Raw genomic sequence first — 21,854 nt, 5'->3', positions numbered from 1 at the left:
GTGCCCGCCGGGGCTCAGCGGACGCGGTCGTAGACCAGCACGAGGGTGCCGTGCTCGCCCGCCGTCTGGCTGACGAGGTCCCACCTGCCGGCGGGCAGGCCGTCGTCGAAGAGCCGCGGGCCGCCGCCGAGGAAGATCGGGAAGACGGTGACGGCCAGCCGGTCGACCTGGTCGGCGGCCAGCAGGTCCTTGATGACGCTCGCGCTGGAGAGCACGAGGATGTCGCCGCCCTCCGTCGCCCTGAGGTCCGCGACCGCCTCGGCGGTCGGCTTGTCGACGACGGTCGTGCGCTCCCACGGTGCCCGGTCGGGGTCGAGGGTGGAGGAGAGGACCACCTTGTCGACGTCGACCAGCCAGCGTGCGAAGCCCACGTCGCGCGGGTCGGCCCCCTCCATGTCGATCACGCCGGGCCAGAACCCGAGGAACCCCTCGGCGTTCACCCGCCCCAGGAGGGCGGTGGTCGCGGGCCCCCAGAGGCTGGTCAGGTGGTCGCGGGCGACGTCGGTGACCGCGTACGGCAGCACCCAGCTCATGTCCAGGGGGTCGGGCCCGGTGTAGCGGCCGTCGAGGGAGATGCTCATGTTGGTGACGACCCTGCGGCCGGCGGTCTGCTCGTTCACTGGGTGCTACTCGTGTCGTCGGTGCTGGTGCTGGTGCTGGTGCTGGTCGCGAGGATCGCCGCGAGCTTGTCGAGGCTCTGGCCGAAGCCGATCTCGATGCCCGCGACGAAGTCCGCGGAGTCCACGGTGCTGTCCGTGATGCCGTAGCGGACGTCGAGCTCTGTGCCCGAACCGTCGCTGCCACCCGCGGGCCGGAGGGCGAGGTCGACGTGGGACGTGAAGGCCGTGCCGCCGTCGGGGAGCAGGGGAGAGGAGCGGTAGGTGAGCCGCTCGGCGGGCCGCGCGACGTCGACCACCCCCTCCGCGCGTCCGACGACCGCGTCCGAGCCGCCGGCGTCCTCGACGTCGCGGTACTCCAGGACCACCCGCCCGCCCGGCCGGGCCTCGAAGACGAGCTCGGCGACGCGCAGGTCGTTGGGCGCCCACCACCGGGCGAGGAGGGACGGCTCGGTCAGGTGGCGCCAGACCTGCTCGGGGCTGCCAGCCAGCGACCGGTGGAACGCGAACGAACGGTCGTCGGCCCACCCCGGCTGCTGTGCGGCATCGCGCTCCGCGCGCAGGCTCCGGCCGTAGCGGTCGAAGGTCTCGCGCGCGCCGCCGGCCGTGTCCGCGGTGTCGGCGAGCCGGTTGAGCTCGGCGGCCAGGTCGCGCAGCGGGCCGGGCTCCAGGGCGTAGACGCGGCGCTGGCCGCTGCGCTGCGAGGTGACGACGCCGGCGCGCTCAAGGGTCTGCAGGTGCTTGGTCGTCTGCGGCTGGCGCGCGCCGGCGAGCTCGGCGAGCACGCCGACCGGGCGCGGCCGCTCGACCAGCAGGGTGACGAGCCGCCAGCGCGCCGGGTCGGCGAGTGCGGTGAGGAGTGCGTCCATAGGCACGAGTATTCCCCGAGGGGAATATTCGTGTCAAGGAATAAGTGAGAGGAGTGTCAGCCGATGTTCCAGGTGCTGTTCAGGTAGAGGTCCGTGGGCGTCTTCACACCGACGGTGGTGCCGTTGTAGCTCCTGCCCATGAAGCAGTTCACGCGTTGTGAGCCGGAGTTGCCGCTGATCGTCGTCTTGGTCGTGCTCCCAGGCCAGTCGTCGGCGTGCGACTTGATGTCGTGCGGGTAGCTCGGGCCGTTCTGGACGTGCGACGTGTCGCCGGCCCAGCAGGCCACCTGGTGGTTACCAGGCCCGAGGTTGTCCCAGCTGATCTGCCAGTACTCGCATCGTTCGTTCTTGCATCCGGCCGATACCCCGGAGGAGGACACCCGGTACACCGGCGCCGGCCTCGCGTCCGTCCCGCCGGTCGCGCTGGACCAGGCGCTCCAGCCCGCTTCGTTGTGGGCGCGGGCCTGGAGCGTGAAGTCCTGGTCGTAGTCGTTCCCGGCACTGACGTTGAACGGCCACGACGTCCGCGTGCCGGAGTCGCTGGCGCTGCCGGAGAGCCGGTACTCGATGCTGTCGACAGGACGCCCGCCGCTGCTGCCCGGGCCGGTCACCGTGAAGTACCCCCTCGTGGCGCTGGACTGGTGATAGGTGATCCCCGGGGTGCTGGGCACGGTGTACGGCGTCACGGCGTTCGACGACGCCGACCAGTCCGAGCACGTGTGCTGGTTGCACGCCTTCACGCGGAAGGTGTACGGCTTCCCGTTGCTCAGGCCCTTGTACGTGTTCGAGGTCGTGTTGCCGACGTCCCTCGCGTCCAGGCCGCTGGCCTGTATCACGTAGCTCGGTCCGTTGCCGCGGAACTGGGGGATGTCGTTCCACGTCACGTCGGCCTGGCCGCTCGTCGTGGACCCGATCTTCGCGGTCGGTGCGTTCGGGGTGTCCGGTACGCCGTGCGGGATCACCTCGTTCGAGAACGGGCTCGCCAGGCCGGGGCCCGCTTTGTTGGTCGCCCGGACGCGGAACTTGTACGCGGAACCGGTCGAGAGGTTCTCCACCGTCTCCGTCGTCCTCGTGGTGTCGATGGCCTTCACCAGCTCGCCGTTCGTGTACACGCCCAGCCAGTACTTGTCGATGGCGTCGCCGTTGTCCGTCGGCGGCTCCCAGTGCACGGTGATCTGGCCACCCTCGTCCCAGTCCACCCGGGCGGCTTCCGGCTTGTCCGGCGCGGCCGGGGGAGCCGCCGGGACCTCCTCTGCGGACGGCTCGGACCAGTCGGACGGGTCAGGGGCTTCGTTCTCGGCCTGCACCCGCACCGTGTACGCGGTGCCGTTCTGCAGGCCCTTCCAGACGGTCGTGTTGTTCTGGAGGCACTCCTTCTGGGTCACTCCGCTGGCGGGCGGCGGGCTGATCTCCAGGTTCACGCAGGTGATCGCGGACCGGTCGGTGTAGGCCCGGTTCTTCCAGGTCACGATGAGCTCGCTGTCGCCGAACTCGAGCGTCGGCGGTGCGGGCTTGTCGGGCTTCTCGTCGGGTCGCGCCTCGCGCGACGGCGGCGACGGCTCCGACTCGTTCACCTCGTTGGTCGCCGTGACCGTGAACGTGTACTTCACGTTGTTCTTCAGCCCGTCGAACGTGCAGGTGGTCGTGGCGCACTTGTGCTCCTGACCGGTGTTCGTCCGCAGGGTGTAGCCCGTGATGTCGGCGCCGTTGTTGTTCGGCTGCTCCCAGCTCAGCACCACGGTCTCGGAGCGGACCTCCTCGATCCGGGGCGCGCGCGGGGCGTCCGGCTTGCCGAGCACGGTGAGCTTCGCGATGCCGTCGACCTCCCGGTCGGGGTCCTTCGTGCCGTCCTGCACCCGGTAGCGCACCATCAGGGTGCCGGTGAAGTCCGCCGCGGGCGTCACGACGAGCTGGTCGCCGCTGTACGACGGGATGCCGTCGCCGCTGTCGACGGTCGGCGCGCCGACCAGCCTCAGCGGTTCGCCCGGGAACGGGTTGGCGTCGTTCGCGAGCACGGGGATCGTGGCCGCCTTGCCCTGGTGCGCGTCCAGCACCAGGTCCTGGGCCGTCTGCACCAGCGGGCGCGTCGAGGGCACCACCTGGACGACCAGCTTGGCCGAGACGGCCGGGTTCTGGCCGTCGGACACGGTCATGGGCAGCTCCCGCCGGGTGCCCTTCGCCACCGACATCTCGACCTGGCCGGTCACGGTGGCGCCCGACGTCGACGCCGTGATCCCGTCGTTGCCCACCACGTCGAACGTCAAGGGGTCCTTGTCCGGGTCCTTGACGTACCGCGACAGGTCGACCGAGGCCTTCTCGCCTGCCGGCACCTGGAGCACCGGGGTGTCGATGATCTTCGGGGGCAGGTTCTTGCCGGGCGTCACGTCGATCGGCAGGGTCAGCACGGCGGTCAGGCCGTCCGGGTCGTCGAGCTCCGGGCTGTCGGTGACCTCGAAGCTGACGGACGCGGGACCCGCGTAGTCGTCCGCGGACGTGTAGACAACGGTCTTCTTGCCGGTCACGCTGACGTCTCCGTCGACCGCCTTGACGGTGTTCCTGGTGGTGATGCGCGGCTCGTGGTCGTCCCGCACCACCACGTAGTCCGCGAGCTCGATCGTGAGGGGTTCTCCGCTCGTGGCCTTCAGCGGGTCCAGGCCTGGCTTGATGTGCGGCCGCGACTGGTTGCCCGGCACGCGGACGAAGGCCTTGGCCGTCAGGCCGTCCATGTCGGTCACCGTGTAGGTGATGACGCGCGCCTTCGCCGTGAGCTGGACCTTGATGGCCTTCGCCTCGGTGACCGTGACACCCTCCAGGCCCTCGTCCACGGCGACCTCGAGATCGGCCGCCACGCCGTCGGGGTCGACGTCGTTCTCCAGGACGTTCACCGTGACGCCTGCGGCGCCCTTGACGTCGTCGGCCGTCACCACGTCGTCGTGCGCGACGGGGCGCAGCAGCGGGGCGTCCTTGTCCACCTTCACGGTGATGGCGCCCGTGGCCCGGGCCTTGAAGCTGTCCTGGATGCCGTAGAAGAAGGAGTAGACGTTCTGCTCGTCGGGCGCCGTGACGACGACGTCGTCGTCCACGGCCTTGGGCGTCATGTCCTCGGTGCCCTCGAAGCCCTTGGCCGTCAGGCCGATCTGGTTGCCGTCCGGGTCGGAGTCGTTGTCCAGGGCCGCTATCGCCACCGTGCGGCCCGGCCGGACCGTCGTCTCGTCGTCGGCGGCGTGCGGGTTCTGGTTGCTCGGGGAGGGGGCCGCGATACCCACGCGGACGACGCCTTCCGCAGGCGCTCCGCGGGTGTCGAGGACCTGGTAGGAGAAGCTGTCCAGGCCTGTCGACTCCGGGCCGGCGTGGTAGTCGACGAAGCCGTCCACGATCGTGGCGGTGCCCTTGGACGGCGCCCCGGAGATCGAGCTCAGGGTCACGTGGTCGCCGTCGGGGTCGGTGCCGTCCAGCGGCAGCGGGATCCGGACGATGCCGTCGCTCAGCACCCGCGCCTCGACGTCCGGCAGCTGGGGTGCGCCGTTCTCCGGCGCGTCGACCACGTTGATGGTGATCTGCGCGGAGTCCTGCTGGCCGTTGGTGTCCTCCACCTCGTAGACCGCGAAGAAGGTCCCGGCCTCGTTGCCGGCCCGGTACCGCACGGTGTCCTCGGACACGAACGCCTCGCCGTCCGACGGCGTCTCCTGCAGCTTGTCCGTGACCGTCATCGTGAGGCCGTCCGGGTGGGAGTCGTTCTTCAGCACCGGGATCGTCACGACGTCCCCGACGCGGACCCTGGCGGTGTCGGGACCGGCCTCCGGCGGTCGCAACTGGTCCGACGCCGGGATGGGCACCACGCGCAGCTGGCCCTCGACGGTCCCGGAGCCGTTGGCCACCGTGTACTCGATGATCACCGGGTCGTCGAGACGCTTGATCTCGGAGACCTTGAGGATGTGGTGGTTCAGCACCGAGACGCTCACGGGTGAGCCGGACGGTTCCGTCACGCCGCGCACCACGAGCACGCCGCCCGCGGGGTCGGTGTCGTTGGCGAGGACGTCCACCAGCGCCGAGCCGCCGGTGGGCAGCAGCACCTGGTCGGAGACCGCCACGGGCGCACGAGCCTCGTCAGGCGGGCTGGTGACATCCACGCGGACGAGCCCGAGGCTCGGGTTGGGGCCGTCGGACACCTGGTACGTGACGTCGTACGAGCCCGGCTCGTCGCTCTCGAACTTGAACGTACCCGCAGTCTGGTTCGGGGTGACCGTCGCGCCCTTCGGACCGTCCACCCGCGTCAGGCGCAGCGTGTCGTCGTTGGGGTCGCGATCGTTCCTCAGCGGGCTCACCGTCACCGGGTCGCCCGCGAGGACGGTCACGTGGTCCTGCACCGCCAGCGGCGGCACGTTGTTCGCCACGACGTTGACGATGAGCTTGCCCTCCACGGGCATCCCCTCGGAGTCGGACACGGTGACCTCGACGATCTTGTGGCCCGTCGTGGTGCCGCCGTCACGGAACTCCACGGTCCCGTCGGGACGGAACCGGACCTCGTCGAGCTTGTTCACCGTGCTCGCGTTCGACAGGAACAGGTCGTCGCCGTCGGGGTCCTTGAAGTAGGGCAGGATCTTGATGCGGCCCATGCCTTCCTGGCCCACCTGCAGCACGGGCTCGCCCGACTGCGTCGGCGGGTTGTTCTCCTCGGGCAGCACCACCTTGACCGTCACGGACTCGGTGGCGGTGCCGTTCTCGCGGCCGTCGTCGACCTCGTACTCGAAGGTAGTGGTCCCCTTGGCGTCGGCCGGCACGTTCGCCTGCAGCGCCGCGCCGTTCAGCACCCGGTCGACGCTGATGTCGCCGTCCGGCTCGGACGCTACCTGCGCCGTCATGACGTCGCCGTCCGGGTCCATGTCGTTGCCCAGCACGTTCAGCACCGTGGTGCGACCCGGCCGCACGCCGAACGTGTCGGCCTTGGGCTTGGGCGGACGGTTCGCCTGGTCGCGCGGGGTCACTACCGTGTCGACCTGCTTCGGGGTGACCTCCTCCGACTCGGTCTTCTTGCCCTCACCGTCCTCGGGTGTCTCGAGGTCCCAGTCGTCGACCTTCTCGAAGTCGTCGGCGGCCATCCACAGCGCGCCCCCCGCGATGTCGTTCAGCACGATGACGTCGCGGTTGACCCGGTAGGCCAGGGTCCCGGAGCTCTCCAGCCCCTCCAGCACCTCGTCGACGTCGTCGTCCTGGCCCGGGCAGTTGCGCATGACCAGGCCCGAGCCGGACCAGGCGCCGTAGGTGCACTCGCCGAGCTGCACCGGCGCGGCGGGCTCGCCGGACGCTGCCTCCTCGGCGGTCTGGGTGGTCAGGAGGCCTCCGCCCAGGGGCTGGGAGACCAAGCCCTTGGCGGTCGCCACGATGACGTTGTCGGCCTCGCCGGAAGGCTGCTGCAGCGCGCCCTGCGCGCCGCCCTCCACCTTGACGGTGTCGCCGCCCGGCAGCACCAGGTTCCCCGTCGACTCGTCCAGGACCACCGGCTCGTCGCCGACCGCGGTGACCTGGATCTCGGCGTCCGCCTGCACCGGCAGGTCGGACTCCTCAGGCTTCTGCGCGGCCCCCTGCGCGTCGGTCGGGATCGTGTACAGCTTGCGGTCGGACGGCACCGCGAGGAACACGGTGCCGTCGTTGCTCACCGTGAGCTCGCCGTTGATGCCGGCCTTCCGCGGCTTGATCTCCTCCTCGTCGAACGCGACGGCGCCGTCGAACGGCAGGACCCAGATCCGGCCCGTCTCGCCGTCGTACACCGCGGTGGTGGCACCACCGGCGGCGACCTGCGCGCCCGGGGGGAACTTCATCGTGCCCCGCAGCACGAGCTGCGCCGGGTCGACGGGGCTCGCGGAGGAGTTGCCGACGGCGTCCAGGAGCACCCGCTGCGCGTCCTGCTCGACGTCGAAGTCGGTGGAGTCGGTCAGCAGGGTCCCGTCCAGGGCCCGCGCGTCGTAGTTGAACCGCCCGAGCTTGCCGTCGGCCGTCTTGGTCACCCAGACGCCGGAGTCGTTCAGCTCGACGTCGGCCGTCGCCTCACCCTCGTAGAGGATCGCGAAGCCGACCAGCCCCGCCGCGAAGAGGGTCACCGCCCCGACCGACACGGCTGAACGGCGATTCTCGTACACGCGCGAGACCAGGCTCATGCGTCCTCCACTCGGTCATTCCCACCCCGGAACGCCCGCCCGATCACGACGCCGGCAGGGCGGGGAGAGTCTATCGAGGCAGGTGGGGGCCTGTCCCCGAAAGACGGGCGGTCAGTACGACGCCGCGCGCTGCTCGACCCATTCCTTCGCCTGGGCCGCGGTGTGCCCGGTCGCCTCGCGATACAGGCGGACGGCCTCGGCCCGCCGGTCGGACCAGAGGCACCTGTCGATCTCGGCGAGGGCGTCCGGCGCGATTCCCACAGCGGTGGAGTCCTCACCGAACCGTAGCGGGAGCGGGTGCGGAAGTGGGCGCGAGAGCGAGCGAGGGCTCAGCGATCGAGCTCGACGGCGACCGATGATGCGCCGCGCAACGGTGCCAGCTGCTCGGCCTCGTCCCGGAGCACCTTCTTCTTGCCGGCGAGCAGGGGCCGGAACGTCGTGACGGCAAGGGTCAGCGTGCGGCCGTTCTTGCGCGGGCGCCAGGTCCCGGCGATCTCGCCGTCGACCAGGAGCGTGCCCGGGTCGCCGACCGGCTTCCACACGTCGCGGTGGTATCTCCTGTCCACTATGGTCCCGCGGTCGCGCAGCTGCGTGTACGGGTCCCGGGGCGGGAGCAGGCGCACACCGGTGGGCAGCCGTGCCGACCGCAGCGTGTCGAGGTCCTCCGTGCGGAGCCATGCCGGGCCGTCGAGGTCCACCTCTGTCAGGTCGTGCTCGACGAGGCGCCACCAGGGGTCCACGTCACCGGTCGAGACGCCCAGCCACGCGGCGAAGTCCTTGCGGGTGCTCGGCCCGTAGCACCGTAGGTACCGGTGCAGCAGCTCGGCGCGCGCGCCCTCCGGGTCGGCCGCGCGGCCAGTCCCGGGGAGCGGGTGGCCGAGCCACTCGTCGACGAGGACGAACGGGGCCTTGTTCGCGGCGCGCGGCGCGAAGCAGAGGATGCCCTCCAGGGTGAGGATGCGCAGGCAGAAGTGCACGACGCCCTCTCCGAGCGGTTGGTTCGCCGCGTACGGGCCTTCGCTCCGCCAGGTCTTGCGGCGCGCGGCAGGGAGTGCGGAGGTGACTCGCTGGGCGAGCTCCGCGCCCAGCTCGTTGATCGCGAGCCGGCGCCCGGACAGGACGCCGCGGAGCTCGGCACGGGTCAGCTCGACCGCCTCGGCGAGGCTCAGACCGAGCGTGTCCAGCGCCTGCTCGACGCCCAGGACGAGGTGCCGTCGCGCCCTCTCGGTGGCCGGCAGCACTCCGGTGGTGAAGACGGCGGCGTCGGAGGTGGGGAACCAGTACGGCGCGCCGCGCATGGACCAGGTCTGCAGCAGGCTCTTCTGCTCGGCGACGGCCCGGTCCACCAGGTCGGGCGTCACGTCGCGCACCCGGGCGTGCAGGGCCTGCAGCGCGGAGCCGGGCGGGCTGTTCTGGACGGCGCACCGGCCGGCGACGTCGAGCAGGGCGTCCGTGTCCTGGCGTTCGACCAGGTGGTGGGCACCCAGGCGGAACGCGACGACGTCGTCCCTCGAGACGGTCTCGGCCACCTCCCGAGCGTAGCGCCGGCCGTACCGGCGGGTGCTGTCGTTCCCACGAGGCGCCTTGACCGGAATACACCAGGGGGGTATATGGTTGGCCGCATACGGTTACCCCCTAGGGGTAGTGGCGGACGACGGAAGGAAACGACAGTGGCGACCAGCGAGCACGACGCCGGGTACGAGGCGGAGCGCGCCTCATGAACGCCCCCCAACGGCTCGGCGCCTTCGGAGCAGGCCTGGCGGCGCTCTTCGTCGCCGCCTTCGTCGTCGCGGGGGCAGTGGTCCCGCAGAGCACCGTCGCGGCATGGTCCGGGGCGGCGCAGGACGAGAAGCACGAGGGCATGGACATGAGCGGGGACACGAGCGGGACGGCTGCGGCGACGCCGGTCCACGGGCTCGCCCTCGAACAGGACGGTCTGCTCCTGAGCCCGGTGAGCGCACCCGGTGAGGTCGACGAGGCGGGCACGCTGTCGTTCTCGATCACCACCGCGGACGGCGTAGCAGTGACCGGCTTCGAGACCGCGCACGACAAGAAGCTGCACCTCATCGTGGTGCGCACGGACGGATCGCAGTTCCGGCACGTCCACCCCACGATGTCGGCGGACGGTGTCTGGTCCATCCCGTGGGCCTGGGACGAGGCGGGCACCTACCGCGTGTTCACCGACTTCGTCCCCGGGGCGACCGGCGAGAACCTGACGCTCAGCCGCACGGTCGACGTCGCGGGGCCTCTCTCGCCCGAACCCGCCACGAAGGTCGCCTCGAGCGACACGGTCGACGGCTACACCGCAACCCTCACGGGAGACCTGAGCGCGAACGGCAGCTCCTTGCTCACCGCGACCGTCACGAAGGACGGCGAGCCGGTCACCACCCTGGAGCCGTACCTCGGCGCCTACGGGCACCTGGTCGCGCTGCGCGACGGCGACCTGGCGTACCTGCACGTGCACCCCGAGGGCGACGAGCCGGCGCCCGGATCGACGTCGGGTCCCGACGTCGAGTTCATGACCGAGGCGCCCACCCCCGGCCGGTACCTGCTGTACCTCGACTTCAAGGTCGACGGGGAGGTGCGCACCGCGGAGTTCGTCCTCGACGCGGGGGAGGCGCCGGCCGCTGACGAACCCACTGACGAACCCACTGACGCACCCGCCGACAAGCCCACGGACGAGCCCGCCGACGAGCCCGCCACCGGGCACGGCGAGTCCGGCCACGACCACTGAGAGGAGCACCATGTCAGACGGCACGGCAACGACTGTCGACCTCGACATCGGCGGCATGACCTGCGCGTCCTGCGCCATGCGGATCGAGAAGAAGCTCAACCGCCTCGACGGGGTGAGCGCCACCGTCAACTACGCGACGGAGAAGGCAAAGGTCACGGCCCCCGCCGGATACGACCTCGCCGCCATCGTCGCCGAGGTCGAGAAGACCGGCTACACGGCGGCCCTCCCGGCGCCGAAGGACGCCCCGGAGTCCGGCGGCGACGCCGCCGGCGCGCGGGACCTGGAGCTGCTGTCGCTGCGGAACCGGCTCGTCGCCTCCGTGGCGCTCGCCGTCCCGGTGATCGTGCTCGCCATGGTCCCCGCCTGGCAGTTCACCTACTGGCAGTGGGCGTCGCTGGCGCTCGCGGCCCCGGTGATCCTGTGGGGCGCGTGGCCGTTCCACAAGGCCGCGTGGACCAATCTGCGGCACGGCGCCGCGACCATGGACACGCTCGTCTCGCTCGGCGTCCTGTCCGCTTTCCTCTGGTCCCTGTACGCGCTGTTCCTCGGCACGGCGGGGGAGCCGGGGATGACGCACGGCTTCGAGCTGACCATCGCGCCGTCCGACGGCGCGGCCAACATCTACCTCGAGGTCGCCGCGGGCGTCACCATGTTCGTGCTCGCCGGGCGCTACTTCGAGAAGCGGTCCAAGCGGCAGGCAGGCGCCGCGCTGCGGGCGCTGCTCGAGCTGGGCGCGAAGGAGGTCGCCGTGCTGCGCGGCGGCACCGAGACCCGCATCCCGGTCGGGGACCTGGCCGTGGGCGACGAGTTCGTCGTCCGGCCGGGGGAGAAGATCGCCACTGACGGCGTCGTGGTCGCCGGATCGTCCGCCGTCGACGCCTCGATGCTGACCGGAGAGTCGGTGCCTGTCGAGGTGGGGATCGGTGACACGGTCGCCGGTGCGACCGTGAACGCGGGCGGCCGGCTCGTGATCCGCGCCACGCAGGTGGGCGCCGGCACGCAGCTCGCGCGCATCGCCCGGCTCGTCGAGGACGCGCAGTCCGGCAAGGCCGACGTCCAGCGCCTCGCCGACCGGGTCTCCGGGATCTTCGTCCCGGTGGTCATCGCGATCGCCGTCGCGACGCTCGGGGTCTGGCTGGGCGGCGGGTTCCCCGCCACCGCGGCGCTGACCGCCGCCGTCGCGGTGCTCATCATCGCCTGCCCGTGCGCCCTCGGCCTCGCGACGCCTACCGCGCTGCTCGTCGGCACGGGACGCGGGGCGCAGCTCGGCATCCTGATCAAGGGTCCGGAGGTCCTGGAGTCCACGCGCAAGGTCGACACGGTGGTGCTCGACAAGACGGGGACCGTGACGACCGGCCGGATGACGCTGCTCGACGTCGTCCCGGCCGCAGGGACCAGCCGCGCCGAGCTGCTCCGCCTCGCTGGCGCCCTGGAGGACGCCTCCGAGCACCCCGTCGCACAGGCGGTCGCGAAGGGCGCCACCCAGGAGGTCGGCGACCTGTCCACGGCGGAGTCGTTCGAGAGCGTCCAGGGCCTGGGCGTGCAGGGCGTCGTCGACGGGCACGCGGTGGTCGTCGGCCGCGAGGCCCTGCTCGCCGACTGGTCGCTGTACCTGCCGCCGGACCTGGCCGAGGTCAAGCTTCAGGCTGAGGGTGAGGGTAAGACCGTCGTCGCGGTCGGCTGGGACGGTGAGGCCCGCGGCATCCTCGTGGTCGCCGACCAGGTCAAGCCGACCAGCGCGGCCGCCGTCGCGCAGCTCGTCGCCCTGGGCCTCACACCGGTGCTCCTCACCGGCGACAACCGCGCGGTGGCCGAGCAGGTGGCGGCCGCGGTGGGCATCACGGAGGTCATCGCCGAGGTGCTGCCGCAGGACAAGGCCGACGTCGTGGCCCGGCTGCAGGCCGAGGGCAAGGTCGTCGCGATGGTCGGTGACGGCGTGAACGACGCCCCCGCCCTCGCGCAGGCCGACCTGGGCCTCGCGATGGGCACCGGCACCGACGCGGCGATCGAGGCGGCGGACATCACGCTCGTCCGGGGCGACCTCACCTCGGCGGCCGACGCCATCCGGCTCTCCCGCCGGACCCTCGGCACGATCAAGGCGAACCTGTTCTGGGCCTTCGGGTACAACGTCGCGGCGATCCCGCTGGCCGCGCTCGGGCTGCTCAACCCCATGCTCGCCGGCGCGGCGATGGCGTTCTCCAGCGTCTTCGTCGTCGGCAACAGTCTCCGCCTGCGCTCGTTCGCGAGCCGGACGGCGGACTCCCGGGTACCTGCATCGCCTGGGCGAGCCGCCCGGGTCCTGCAGGACGCCTGAACCACCCATCACCGACGAAAGGACCCAGCACATGGGACACGACCACACGCACGACGATCACGCGCACGGCGATCACGCGCAGGCCGAAGGCGGCCACTGCGGCGGCCACGGAGACTCTGCCGTGACGAGCCACCACGGCGGCAACCTGCTCGGCCCGTCGGCCGAGGAGCTCGCGGAGTGCCCGGTGATGCGCGGCAGCACGGTCGTCAAGGCCGACGCCGAGGCGAAGGGCCTGTTCCGTGACTACGAGGGCCAGCGGTACTGGTTCTGCTGCGCGGCGTGCGAGGCCCCGTTCGACGCCGATCCCGCCAAGTACGTGACGGCCGCCTGACCGAAGGGCGGCCCCGGTTCCGCGGCGCACCTCGTGCGGTGCGCGCGGAACCGTCACTTCGCCCGCCCGACCAGGGCGCTTGACCAGATGGAGATGAGATCATGGGTCCCATGACGGAATCAGGATCCCCTGCCGACCCCGGCTTGGTCGGAGAGGGCGACGCGCCCACAGCCCACGGCTACATCACCGACAAGGACAGGTACCTCGCGCGGCTCAAGCGCATCGAGGGCCAGGCACGCGGGATCCACCGGATGGTCGACGAGGAGCAGTACTGCATCGACATCCTGACCCAGGTGTCTGCCCTGACCAAGGCACTGGAGAGCGTCGCGCTCGGTCTGCTCGACGACCACCTCAAGCACTGCGTGGTGGACGCCGCCCGGATGGGCGGGCCCGAGGCGGACGCCAAGGTCAAGGAAGCCTCGGACGCGATTGCGCGGCTCGTCCGGTCCTGACGGCTAGTAGGCCAGGTCGCCGAGCACGCGCGCCCCGTAGTAGAAGATCGCCAGGGCGACGCCGACATACGCCACCGCCTCGAGTTCGGTTGAGATGGCTGGCCCGCCGAGCGGGCTGACGAGAACGTCGACCGTCGCACCCGGTTGGTAGTTGCCGATGACGGCCAGACGCTCGGTCGTGCCCTCGTCGGTCGTGTAGGTGACCACCGAGTGGGTAGCGCTGTAGTCGGTGCACTGGGCGGCGATGCAGACAGATTTGTCGAAGGTCTCGCCGGTCGCGGTGCCCTCGATCCGTTCGCCGGCGACCAGAAAGCTCGCTGCCCAGACCAGTATCCAGCTGGCGAAGCCGAACACGGCCACGCTGAGGAGCGCGAAGGCCGCTGTCTTCAGCACGCGTGCCAAGGTCCAGCGCTCGACGCGGCGCACGCTGTCCTCTTCCTGGTATCGGACATCGACGCCGCTCAGGTTGCTCCACGTCAGTGGGCCACAGTCCTCGCTGCAACTGACGTATAGCTGGTAATGGTGCTTGCGCCTGAGCACCTGCGGCGGAACGGTCACAACCCCGTCCGACAGCTTCGTGTTCCTGAGGAACCCGTAGTCGTCCATCGGGAGCGCCAGGAATTGCCCTTCCTCCGGCCTGACGACCAGCGGCCCGTCGTCCACAAAATGCTCAGGGGTGACCCGACCGTCGGTGACCTCGATGGTGAGCACATACCAACGGGTCAATTGACCGAACCGGTCGTCGTACGTCGCCTGGTGGTATTTCGGGGAGCCCCAGGTGAACGTCAGCTGCTCGCGCCGGACGGGCCGACGACGCCGTGCGCCCCCGCCCGCGACGCGGGCGGCGCCGACAAGGCGCCTCAATACCTTGAATCCCCCTGGCACGGACATACCGTATGTGGCGATCGGGCAGGACGCACGGACCTGAGGTACATCACGACGCCGGACGGGTCAGCCTGCGCGAGAGGCCGACCCGTCCGCCGTCGGACGGCGAGATCGCCTGCTCAGGCGTGCAGCGGCTCCAAGGCCCCGGCCCACGCGACCGTCTGGTCCAGCAGCGTGTCCAGGGTTGGGGTGATGTGCTCGCCGGGCTTGAACACCGAGAAGTTCTCGAACTCGGTGAACATCGACGGGGCTACCTGCTGGCGCACGGTCGCGACCTGCAGGTTGTCAGCGGGCTCGTGGACTGGACGCAGAGCCACGGTCCTGACGCGCGCGCCAACCGCGAGCAATTCGACCGCCAGTATGTCGAGAACGGGCGGGCGTAGGCCGCGAGCGCGTCGGCCGCGGGCGGGTGGAGCCCGGGTTCTCCAGTCGCGGGTCGTGGACGGGGCGAAGGCGTCCTGCCGCCTGACGGGTGTCACTGCTCAACTCAGGAGCGAATCCGATGAACGAAGCACACCGGCACACCTCCGGCCACCCTGTAGCCGACGACCTGGCCATGCCGCACGAGCACGACGATCACACGGGCCACGCGGAGCACGCCAACGAGGGCCAAGCCGAGAATGTCAAGGAAGCCTCCGACGCCATCGCGCGGTTCGTCCGCCCCTGACGGGCTATCGCGCGAGCGGTAGCTCGAACCCGGCCGGGCCGACGCCGGTGAAGCTGGCTCTCCAGTGGGCCCGACGGCGGCCCTCGTTGCCGCGCGGGTAGACCAGGCCGGCCTCTCGGGCGGCGTTCTCCACTCCGCGCATGGTGGCTCCGGTCCCCGCCGGAACTGGAGCATGCAGTACCCAGGTGCCGAGGTGGAGGGTCCACACCTCGCAGCGGGCCAGACCGGTATGAGTGCCGTGCCAGACCCGCAGCGCGACACCGGAGCCGGGTGCGGTGTGGACGGCGGTGGCGAGCTGCGCCGCCAGCCGGGATATCGACGTCGTGTCGATGCTCGTAGGAAGGAGAGAGCGCAGGACGGTGACGGCGCCGTGCTGGGCGATGGTGCCGGTGACCTCGTCGGCCGCTGCTCGTACCTCGGGGGCCGCGTGGCCCATCGCGACGGCGCGGGCGGCCCACCGAAGCATCTCGATGTCGTTGGTGCCGTCACCGACCGCGATCGTGGCCTCGGGCGGGACGCCGAGGCGGATGCGGAGCCGTTCCAGCGCGGTGGCCTTGCTCGTTCCGGGCGCGGTGACATCCGCCCAGTCAGGACCAGCCGGGGTGACCGTTACGCCGGTGGCGCGAAGTGCGTCCACGTGTCGGCCGATCCCCGGAGCCTGCAACGCGACCCGGGTGGCGGGTGCGGCGCACAGGTCGGTGATCGACGTCTGCTTCTGTTCGCCGTTGAGCAGGCCATCAGCGAACACCCGGTTGACCACCCAGCCCCAGCCGACCTCCTCGACGCCGACCTGTGCTCCGGGTGCCAGCGCAAGAGCACCGTGGACGACCGGGCCTGCGTCGAACCTGCGGGAGTCCTCGATCACGTATCCCGCCGGCGCGGTCGGGTCCAGGCGGACCGTCAGGGATCCGTTCGAGGACACGGCGAACCCATCGGCCAGGCCGAGTCGGGTCGCTACGGGCATCAGACCGGCCAATGACCGGCCTGTAGCGAGGACGGGTTCGTGCCCAGCGGCTCGCACCAGATCCAGAGTCTCGACCGTCCCGGTAGGGACCTTCCCGTCCTGGCCGAGGAGTGTCCCGTCGATATCGAGAGCGAGCAGCCGCCGAATGGTCGTCTGCGCGCTCTGAACAGCGGTTACAACTCGTGTGTCTTTCACTGGCGGTCTCCTGGAGGGTGCCGTGGCGTTTTCCTCCACCGGTGGAGGGTTGCTGGCTACTCTTGTTCCGCGAGGTTCGCGTCAGCAGGGCATTCAGCAAGCACGCGGGCGGCAATCAGCGAAGCGAAGTCCGGCATTCTGCGAATCGCTCCAGCGGTCACGGAAGGGGAACCGTGAGCAACGACCGGTTGCGAGCACGACGCGAGGCGCTACCGTCACCGTCGCGTCCCGGGATGCCGATGTCCCGGTCAGAACTGGCGGAGGCCGTGAACGCCCACATCTGGGCCACGACGGGTAGCCGCCGCGTCCTCGACAACGACATGATCAGTCGGTACGAACGCGGTCTGAACCGCTGGCCGAACGCTGACTACCGGGCGGGTCTGTGCGCCGTACTTGGGGCGACGTCAGATAGCGAGCTGGGATTCTTCCCGACCCGACGCGGAAACACGGCAGTCCCGAAAACGCCGATGCGTGCGGACAGGAAGAGCGCCGCCGGTGCGCTCCAGGATGTCGACACGGCCTTGGGCGTGGCCGCGCGGGGCTGGACGACGGATGACTCCACCAGCGCGATCGACGACCTCTGCAATGCAGTGCTTTCCTATGCTCCGACAGGGACTGGCAACCAGCATCAGCAAAGACGGACGCACGAGCCGAGGCACCCAATGGTCGAGGCTTTCGCTGCCTACCAGGATGGAAGTTTCGAGCGTGCGGCGGGACACGCAACTACAGCGCTTCGTAACGTCGACGGCGCTCTTGATCCCCGCACAAGAGCTCTGACGTACCAGATCGCATCCATCGTGCTGGCCAAGGCCGGCCAGAAGGACCTGGCGTGGATCGCGGCAGACCGCGGTGTCGCTGCCGCCAGCGTCGCCGGCGATCAGTATGTCCACCTCTCGTTGCTACGTACGACGGCGTTCGTCATGGCGGTGTCAGGACGAGCGGATTCCGCGCTTGCGCTGATCGATGCCACGGCCCGAGACTTCCAGCCCGCAATGGCTCAGACGTCGGTTGCGGCGTCGGTCTATGGGACGTTACTTCTCACCGGTGCTGTGCTCAGCGCCGGCCAGGGCAACACCCACCAGTCCGAGACGTACCTCGATGAGGCCGGCCGGGCAGCGAGCGTTATCGGACATGACCGCAACGAACTGTGGACGGCGTTCGGGCCTACCAACGTGGCGATCCACCGCGCGAACGTTGCGGCAGCAGCTTCGGACATGGACAGGGCTCTGACCGTCGGTGGGAATCTCGATGTCGACCACATGCCAACGGAGCGCCGAGTCCGCCTGCACCTCGACATCGCCCGCGCCAGCCTCGCTGTGGGCGACAGGGAGGACGCACTCGCTACGCTCGTCCGAGCCGAGGCATCGGCGCCTTCCCAGGTCCGTCATCACCACATCACGAAGGACGTTGTGAACTCTCTCGTCGAGACTGCCACCCGACGCCCCGGCGTCGAACTGACCCGACTCGCCCATGCAGTCGGTGTCCCTGCATGAGCACCGATCCGACTGCGCATTTCGCCACGCCTCGCGTCGCATCGGGTGCAGTGTTCGCAACCGACGACGCGGTGCTCCTGGTCCACAAGACCTACAGCAACGGCTGGGACCTTCCCGGTGGGTATGTCGACATCGGAGAATCACCCGCAGCAGCGTGCGAACGCGAGGTCAGCGAGGAGCTCGGGCTGGACCGTACCGTTCAGCGGATGCTCGCATGCGATTGGGCTCCGAACGACATGGAGGGCGACAAGATCCTCTTCATGTACGACTGTGGTCCGCTCGGTGACGACGAGTCGCGGATCCAGCTCGACGGCGTCGAGCTGGACGCCTACGAGTGGGTACAGCTCGCCAAACTTGGCGACTACGTCATCCCGCGTCTCGACAGGCGTGTCCGGCAGGCACACGCAGCGTGGCGCGACGGCGTCACCCTCTATCTGGAGCACGGCAAGCTGCGAGAACGACCCTGACGGCGTGGACACGGCGCTCCGTTCGCCGCGGGCTGTAAGCCCCGCCGCGTGATGACACCACCAGCAGGTTCGCTGGCCAGCGCCTGTGCTCGGGTAGGGCTTGATCCCTCAGGCGCCGAACTGATCCGTGACGGGGAGAACCAGATCTACCGCCTTGCCGGCCGGGTCATCGCGCGCGTGAACCCAGCGGGTCAACAGCAGGCTGCCCGGCGGGAGGTCCTTCTCGCACGGTGGCTGAACGACAACGGGGTGCGTGCCGTCGAGCCGCTGGACGTGGGCCAACCCGTCGTTGTCGACGGACGTCCGGTCACGTTCTGGCATGAGCTCGCCCTGCATCGCAACGGGACCGTCCGCCAGGTCGCCGCGGCGCTCAGGAAACTCCACGGACTACCGGTCCCCGACGAACTCCGAGACTTCACGGTCGCGCCTTTCGTGCGCCTGCGAGAACGGATCGACGGAGCAACCTGGATAGCGGACAACGACCGCACCTGGCTCCGTGAGCAGCTCACGAGCCTCGAAGAACGGTGGCGACGCCGTCCCACTGGCCGACCCGATGCCGTGATCCACGGTGACGCGTGGGCCGGCAACGTCGTCGAGGTCGAAGGCCATGGGGTGACGCTGCTGGACCTGGAACGCTGCTCGGTCGGGCCGCCCGAATGGGATCTGACCTCCACGGCGTGCCGTTTGACCACCTACAGCACCCTGCCTGCGCACGAGTACGCCGAGTACTGCGACGAGTACGGCTTCGACGTCACCACCTGGACCGGCTTCGAGCTCTTCCGCGACATCCGCGAGCTATGAGTCACCTGCTACGCCGCCCACGTCACACAATCGCGTCCGGAACGCAGGGCCGAGGTCCAGCTCCGGATCGACAACCTCCGCGGACGGCGCGGGCCGCGTCCCTGGCACTGGGAACGAGTGATCTGACGGCCCGATCCGTCCGCCCAGCAGATCGATGACCGTGCTGAGCCAGAATGCCGCCCAGAATGCCGTTCCCCCGTGGGTATCCGCAGGCAAGCATGAGTTCGGGTTGACCCGTCCGGCTACCGCCCCGCGGATACGGTCCCGACCTGCACCCCCAGGCACCACAGCGACGAACCTGGAGGAACACATGACCGCAACGATCGAGACCCACTCCGCTGCCAACGCGCCGCGGAAAGATCTGAACTTCGTGTGGCTGGAGATCACGGGCAAGTGCCAGCTGGAGTGCATCCATTGCTACGCCGAGTCCGGCCCGCAGGGCAGTCACGGCGTCATGGGCACTGCGGACTGGCAGCGCGTGATCGACCAATGCGCCGAACTGGGCGTAAAGATGGTGCAGTTCATCGGCGGGGAGCCCACCTTGCACCCGGACCTGCCGATGCTGATCGAGTACGCCCTGGAGCGCGGGCTGGAGGTGGAGGTCTTCTCCAACCTCGTGCACGTCTCGGCGCGCATATGGGACACGTTCACCCGCCCCGGGGTCCGGCTGGCGTGCTCGTGGTACTCGGACGACCCGGTCCAACACCTCCTGATCACCAAGCGGAACACGCACGCGCGCACGAAGGCGAACATCACCAAGGCCATTGCCCACGGTGTTCCGCTGCGCGCCGGGATCATCGGCATGCTCGACGACCAGAACGTGCAGGCCGCCACCGCGGAGCTGGAAGCCCTCGGTGTGACCGACGTCGGCGTCGACCACCTGCGGCAGGTCGGACGCGGTATCCGCGACCGAGACGCCACGGTCGCGGAACTGTGCGGTGGCTGCGGCGACGGCGTCGTGGCAGTCAGCCCGACCGGGGACGTGTGGCCGTGCGTCTTCACCCGGTGGATGCCTGTCGGGAACGTCCAGGAGACGACCCTGACAGAGATCCTGGGTGGCCAGCCTGCTGCCGAGGCGACCGCGGAACTGCGGGCGGAGTTCGATCGCCGCGCCGAGCCGCAGGCGTGGGGCGAGAAGTGTGGTCCGAACTGCGAACCTATCGACTGCGGACCTCGTTGCTCGCCGCAGCTCCCGTCATGCGACCCCAAGGCGTGCAATCCACATCACAGGGACTGCCCACCGACCTACAAGAAGCCGAAGAAGCCGAGCGAGTGCTGGCCCAAGAAGATCGGGTGACTTCAGGTCAGGTGACGTCGAAGAAGGTTCCCGGCCGACCCAGGAACCTCTTCCACAGGGTGACCGATTCCAGCTCCGCCCACCCGCGTTCAGCAATTCCGCGCTCGGTCATCTCCAGGATCTGTGCCCCGGGAAGTGCCGCGACCATTGGCGAGTGCGTCGCGTAGATCACCTGCGCGTCGTGCTCGGCAACCAGATCCTGTAGTCGGTACAGCAACTGCAATGTGGACTCGAAGCTCAGCGGGCCCTCGGCCTCGTCAAGGAGGTACAGGCCGGGGCCCGCGAACCTGCCCCCTATTGCCTGGAGATACGACTCGCCATGGCTGACTTCCCACGACAGCTTGTCACCGTAGCCGCGCACGCCGGCGTCAGTCATGAAGGCCAGCATTCCCGCGGCGGTCTCGGCGCGCAGATAGAAGCCCTTGGCCTTCTGACGGACCATGTGTGTCCCGGCATCGGTCCGCTCCAGGACGAGCGCCTCACCCAACGGGCTCTTGTCGATGTCGCTGGCGTACTTGCGCCCGCCGTGCCCGCCGCGCACGTCGATCCCGTACCGCTCAGCGATAGCCTCCAGCACCGTGGACTTGCCCGACCCGTTCGCCCCCACAAGGATCACGATGTTGCTGGTCAGCTTGAGGCCGTGGGCAGCGATCTCAGCGACGGCCGGGACCGTCCACGGCCAGACACCCTCCTCGACCAGGGCGGGCTTGACTCGCACTCGCTCGATCAGCACGGCACCAGGCTAACGACACCGAGCACGAGGAGAGACATGACGGACGAGGACCGCCACGACTGGCTCGTCAGGCACCTTGCTCAGGCCGCTCAGCGTCTGGGCGTCACCATCGAGGGCGAACCGGTCCACGGGCTCTACGACCGTACCCTCGCCGCGCGGACGTCGGGACCGGCGTGGCTGCGGGTCACCGCGCAACGGCCCGAGTGGACCAAGGACGAGATGTGGGACGGCATCGCCACTGCTGTCGGCGAGCCCTTCGACGACATCCCGATGCCGCGCTACCTCCGGTCGGTCGAATGGACGGACAGTGATCGCGTGGTTCGCGCGGACCTGCTCACCTATGTCGACGGGAGGGCCATCGGCACCGGTCTCGTCCTGGACCACCACGTTGACCTGTCCGACTCCTGGTGGAAAGCGTTGCGGGCCGGGCTGGAGCCATTGCAACTGATGACCACCACCGAGCGTCTGACCACCAGCGTCCGTGACCGTGACTTCCGTGACTATCTGCTGGCCCTGTTCGGCATCGAGATCGACCCCGACCGCATCGAGATGGTCGTGTCCCACGGCGATCTGCACTTCGGCAACCTCACCGGGCCTGACCTGGTGATCCTGGACTGGGAGAACTGGGGATGGGCACCGGCCGGATACGACGCCGCCCACCTGCTCTGCTCCGCCATCCTCCACCCCGACATCGCCGAGCGCGTCCGGACCGAGTTCGCCGAGACCCTCGACACCTACACCGGTGCCATCGCCCAGCTCGTCGCCGCATCCAAGTACCTCCACCACGTGACCAACGGCAGGTTCCGCGAGGCCGCCGTCCCCATCCGCCGCCACGTCGAAACCGTCATCCGAGAACAACTCACCTCGTGACCACGTCCAG

General features: G+C 69.7%; 19 protein-coding genes. 10 read left to right on the top strand and 9 right to left on the bottom strand.

Annotated elements, in window-relative coordinates; genetic code table 11:
* Nucleotides 1–14: 14 nt before the first annotated feature.
* The 5 genes from ACFO6V_RS01770 to ACFO6V_RS01750 all read right to left on the bottom strand — a co-directional run bounded on the left by ACFO6V_RS01770 (nucleotide 15) and on the right by ACFO6V_RS01750 (nucleotide 9,170).
* Nucleotides 15–620 (bottom strand): dihydrofolate reductase family protein, encoded by a 606-nt coding sequence (locus tag ACFO6V_RS01770; protein ID WP_377131541.1) that lies wholly within the window; start codon nucleotides 618–620, stop codon nucleotides 15–17.
* The gene (locus ACFO6V_RS01765) at nucleotides 617–1,486 is read right to left on the bottom strand and encodes a metalloregulator ArsR/SmtB family transcription factor (protein ID WP_377131539.1); all 870 of its coding nucleotides are present in this window, start codon (nucleotides 1,484–1,486) and stop codon (nucleotides 617–619) included. The genes ACFO6V_RS01770 and ACFO6V_RS01765 overlap by 4 nt, the downstream gene beginning before the upstream one ends.
* Nucleotides 1,487–1,542: 56 nt before the next feature.
* Nucleotides 1,543–7,641, bottom strand: coding sequence for an Ig-like domain-containing protein (locus ACFO6V_RS01760; protein ID WP_377131537.1), 6,099 nt, complete (start codon nucleotides 7,639–7,641; stop codon nucleotides 1,543–1,545).
* A gap of 111 nt (nucleotides 7,642–7,752) precedes the next feature.
* A complete protein-coding gene (locus tag ACFO6V_RS01755) occupies nucleotides 7,753–7,902 on the bottom strand; it encodes a hypothetical protein (protein WP_377131534.1) in 150 nt (49 codons plus the stop codon).
* A gap of 68 nt (nucleotides 7,903–7,970) precedes the next feature.
* Nucleotides 7,971–9,170: a winged helix DNA-binding domain-containing protein gene (locus ACFO6V_RS01750; protein WP_377131532.1), complete on the bottom strand. Its 1,200-nt coding sequence runs from the start codon at nucleotides 9,168–9,170 to the stop codon at nucleotides 7,971–7,973.
* 188 nt (nucleotides 9,171–9,358) lie between these two features.
* Between ACFO6V_RS01750 and ACFO6V_RS01745 the strand changes: the two genes are divergently transcribed.
* The 4 genes from ACFO6V_RS01745 to ACFO6V_RS01730 all read left to right on the top strand — a co-directional run bounded on the left by ACFO6V_RS01745 (nucleotide 9,359) and on the right by ACFO6V_RS01730 (nucleotide 13,472).
* Nucleotides 9,359–10,375, top strand: coding sequence for a heavy-metal-associated domain-containing protein (locus tag ACFO6V_RS01745; RefSeq protein WP_377131530.1), 1,017 nt, complete (start codon nucleotides 9,359–9,361; stop codon nucleotides 10,373–10,375).
* Nucleotides 10,376–10,385: 10 nt separating this feature from the next.
* A complete protein-coding gene (locus ACFO6V_RS01740) occupies nucleotides 10,386–12,689 on the top strand; it encodes a heavy metal translocating P-type ATPase (RefSeq protein ID WP_377131528.1) in 2,304 nt (767 codons plus the stop codon).
* Between the two features lie 31 nt (nucleotides 12,690–12,720).
* Nucleotides 12,721–13,020: a YHS domain-containing protein gene (locus ACFO6V_RS01735; protein WP_377131526.1), complete on the top strand. Its 300-nt coding sequence runs from the start codon at nucleotides 12,721–12,723 to the stop codon at nucleotides 13,018–13,020.
* A 110-nt stretch (nucleotides 13,021–13,130) separates the two neighbouring features.
* Nucleotides 13,131–13,472 carry a metal-sensitive transcriptional regulator gene (locus tag ACFO6V_RS01730; protein ID WP_377131524.1) on the top strand — a complete coding sequence of 114 codons (342 nt, stop codon included), beginning with the start codon at nucleotides 13,131–13,133 and terminating at the stop codon, nucleotides 13,470–13,472.
* Between the two features lie 3 nt (nucleotides 13,473–13,475).
* Here ACFO6V_RS01730 and ACFO6V_RS01725 read toward each other — a convergent pair whose 3' ends face one another.
* On the bottom strand, nucleotides 13,476–14,357 hold the full coding sequence (locus tag ACFO6V_RS01725; RefSeq protein ID WP_377131522.1) for a hypothetical protein: 882 nt from the start codon (nucleotides 14,355–14,357) through the stop codon (nucleotides 13,476–13,478).
* Nucleotides 14,358–14,476: 119 nt separating this feature from the next.
* Nucleotides 14,477–14,674 carry a hypothetical protein gene (locus ACFO6V_RS01720; RefSeq protein WP_377131520.1) on the bottom strand — a complete coding sequence of 66 codons (198 nt, stop codon included), beginning with the start codon at nucleotides 14,672–14,674 and terminating at the stop codon, nucleotides 14,477–14,479.
* A 185-nt stretch (nucleotides 14,675–14,859) separates the two neighbouring features.
* Between ACFO6V_RS01720 and ACFO6V_RS01715 the strand changes: the two genes are divergently transcribed.
* Nucleotides 14,860–15,024 carry a hypothetical protein gene (locus ACFO6V_RS01715; RefSeq protein ID WP_377131518.1) on the top strand — a complete coding sequence of 55 codons (165 nt, stop codon included), beginning with the start codon at nucleotides 14,860–14,862 and terminating at the stop codon, nucleotides 15,022–15,024.
* Nucleotides 15,025–15,028: 4 nt separating this feature from the next.
* Here ACFO6V_RS01715 and ACFO6V_RS01710 read toward each other — a convergent pair whose 3' ends face one another.
* Nucleotides 15,029–16,183, bottom strand: a complete 1,155-nt coding sequence (locus ACFO6V_RS01710; RefSeq protein ID WP_377131515.1) for an HAD family hydrolase — start codon at nucleotides 16,181–16,183, stop codon at nucleotides 15,029–15,031.
* A 266-nt stretch (nucleotides 16,184–16,449) separates the two neighbouring features.
* Between ACFO6V_RS01710 and ACFO6V_RS01705 the strand changes: the two genes are divergently transcribed.
* The 4 genes from ACFO6V_RS01705 (at nucleotide 16,450) to ACFO6V_RS01690 (ending at nucleotide 20,241) form a co-directional block, all read left to right on the top strand.
* Nucleotides 16,450–17,676: a hypothetical protein gene (locus ACFO6V_RS01705; protein ID WP_377131513.1), complete on the top strand. Its 1,227-nt coding sequence runs from the start codon at nucleotides 16,450–16,452 to the stop codon at nucleotides 17,674–17,676.
* Nucleotides 17,673–18,143 (top strand): NUDIX domain-containing protein, encoded by a 471-nt coding sequence (locus ACFO6V_RS01700; protein ID WP_377131511.1) that lies wholly within the window; start codon nucleotides 17,673–17,675, stop codon nucleotides 18,141–18,143. Before ACFO6V_RS01705 ends, ACFO6V_RS01700 begins: the two co-directional genes overlap by 4 nt.
* A 51-nt stretch (nucleotides 18,144–18,194) precedes the next feature.
* A complete protein-coding gene (locus tag ACFO6V_RS01695) occupies nucleotides 18,195–18,944 on the top strand; it encodes a phosphotransferase enzyme family protein (protein ID WP_377132136.1) in 750 nt (249 codons plus the stop codon).
* 154 nt (nucleotides 18,945–19,098) lie between these two features.
* Complete coding sequence (locus ACFO6V_RS01690) at nucleotides 19,099–20,241, top strand: radical SAM/SPASM domain-containing protein (protein WP_377131509.1); 1,143 nt, start codon at nucleotides 19,099–19,101, stop codon at nucleotides 20,239–20,241.
* 7 nt (nucleotides 20,242–20,248) lie between these two features.
* Here the strand turns inward: ACFO6V_RS01690 and ACFO6V_RS01685 are convergent, their stop codons facing one another.
* Nucleotides 20,249–20,974, bottom strand: a complete 726-nt coding sequence (locus ACFO6V_RS01685; protein WP_377131507.1) for an AAA family ATPase — start codon at nucleotides 20,972–20,974, stop codon at nucleotides 20,249–20,251.
* 36 nt (nucleotides 20,975–21,010) lie between these two features.
* On the opposite strand from ACFO6V_RS01685, the gene ACFO6V_RS01680 reads away from it, so the two are divergent.
* Nucleotides 21,011–21,844, top strand: a complete 834-nt coding sequence (locus tag ACFO6V_RS01680) for a phosphotransferase (protein WP_377131505.1) — start codon at nucleotides 21,011–21,013, stop codon at nucleotides 21,842–21,844.
* Nucleotides 21,845–21,854: the final 10 nt, after the last annotated feature.

Source organism: Promicromonospora alba (genome assembly GCF_042654905.1).
GTDB classification, from domain to species: domain Bacteria; phylum Actinomycetota; class Actinomycetes; order Actinomycetales; family Cellulomonadaceae; genus Promicromonospora; species Promicromonospora alba.
Note: the sequence above shows the minus strand (reverse complement) of the source record. Positions and strands in the feature narration are given on the sequence as shown.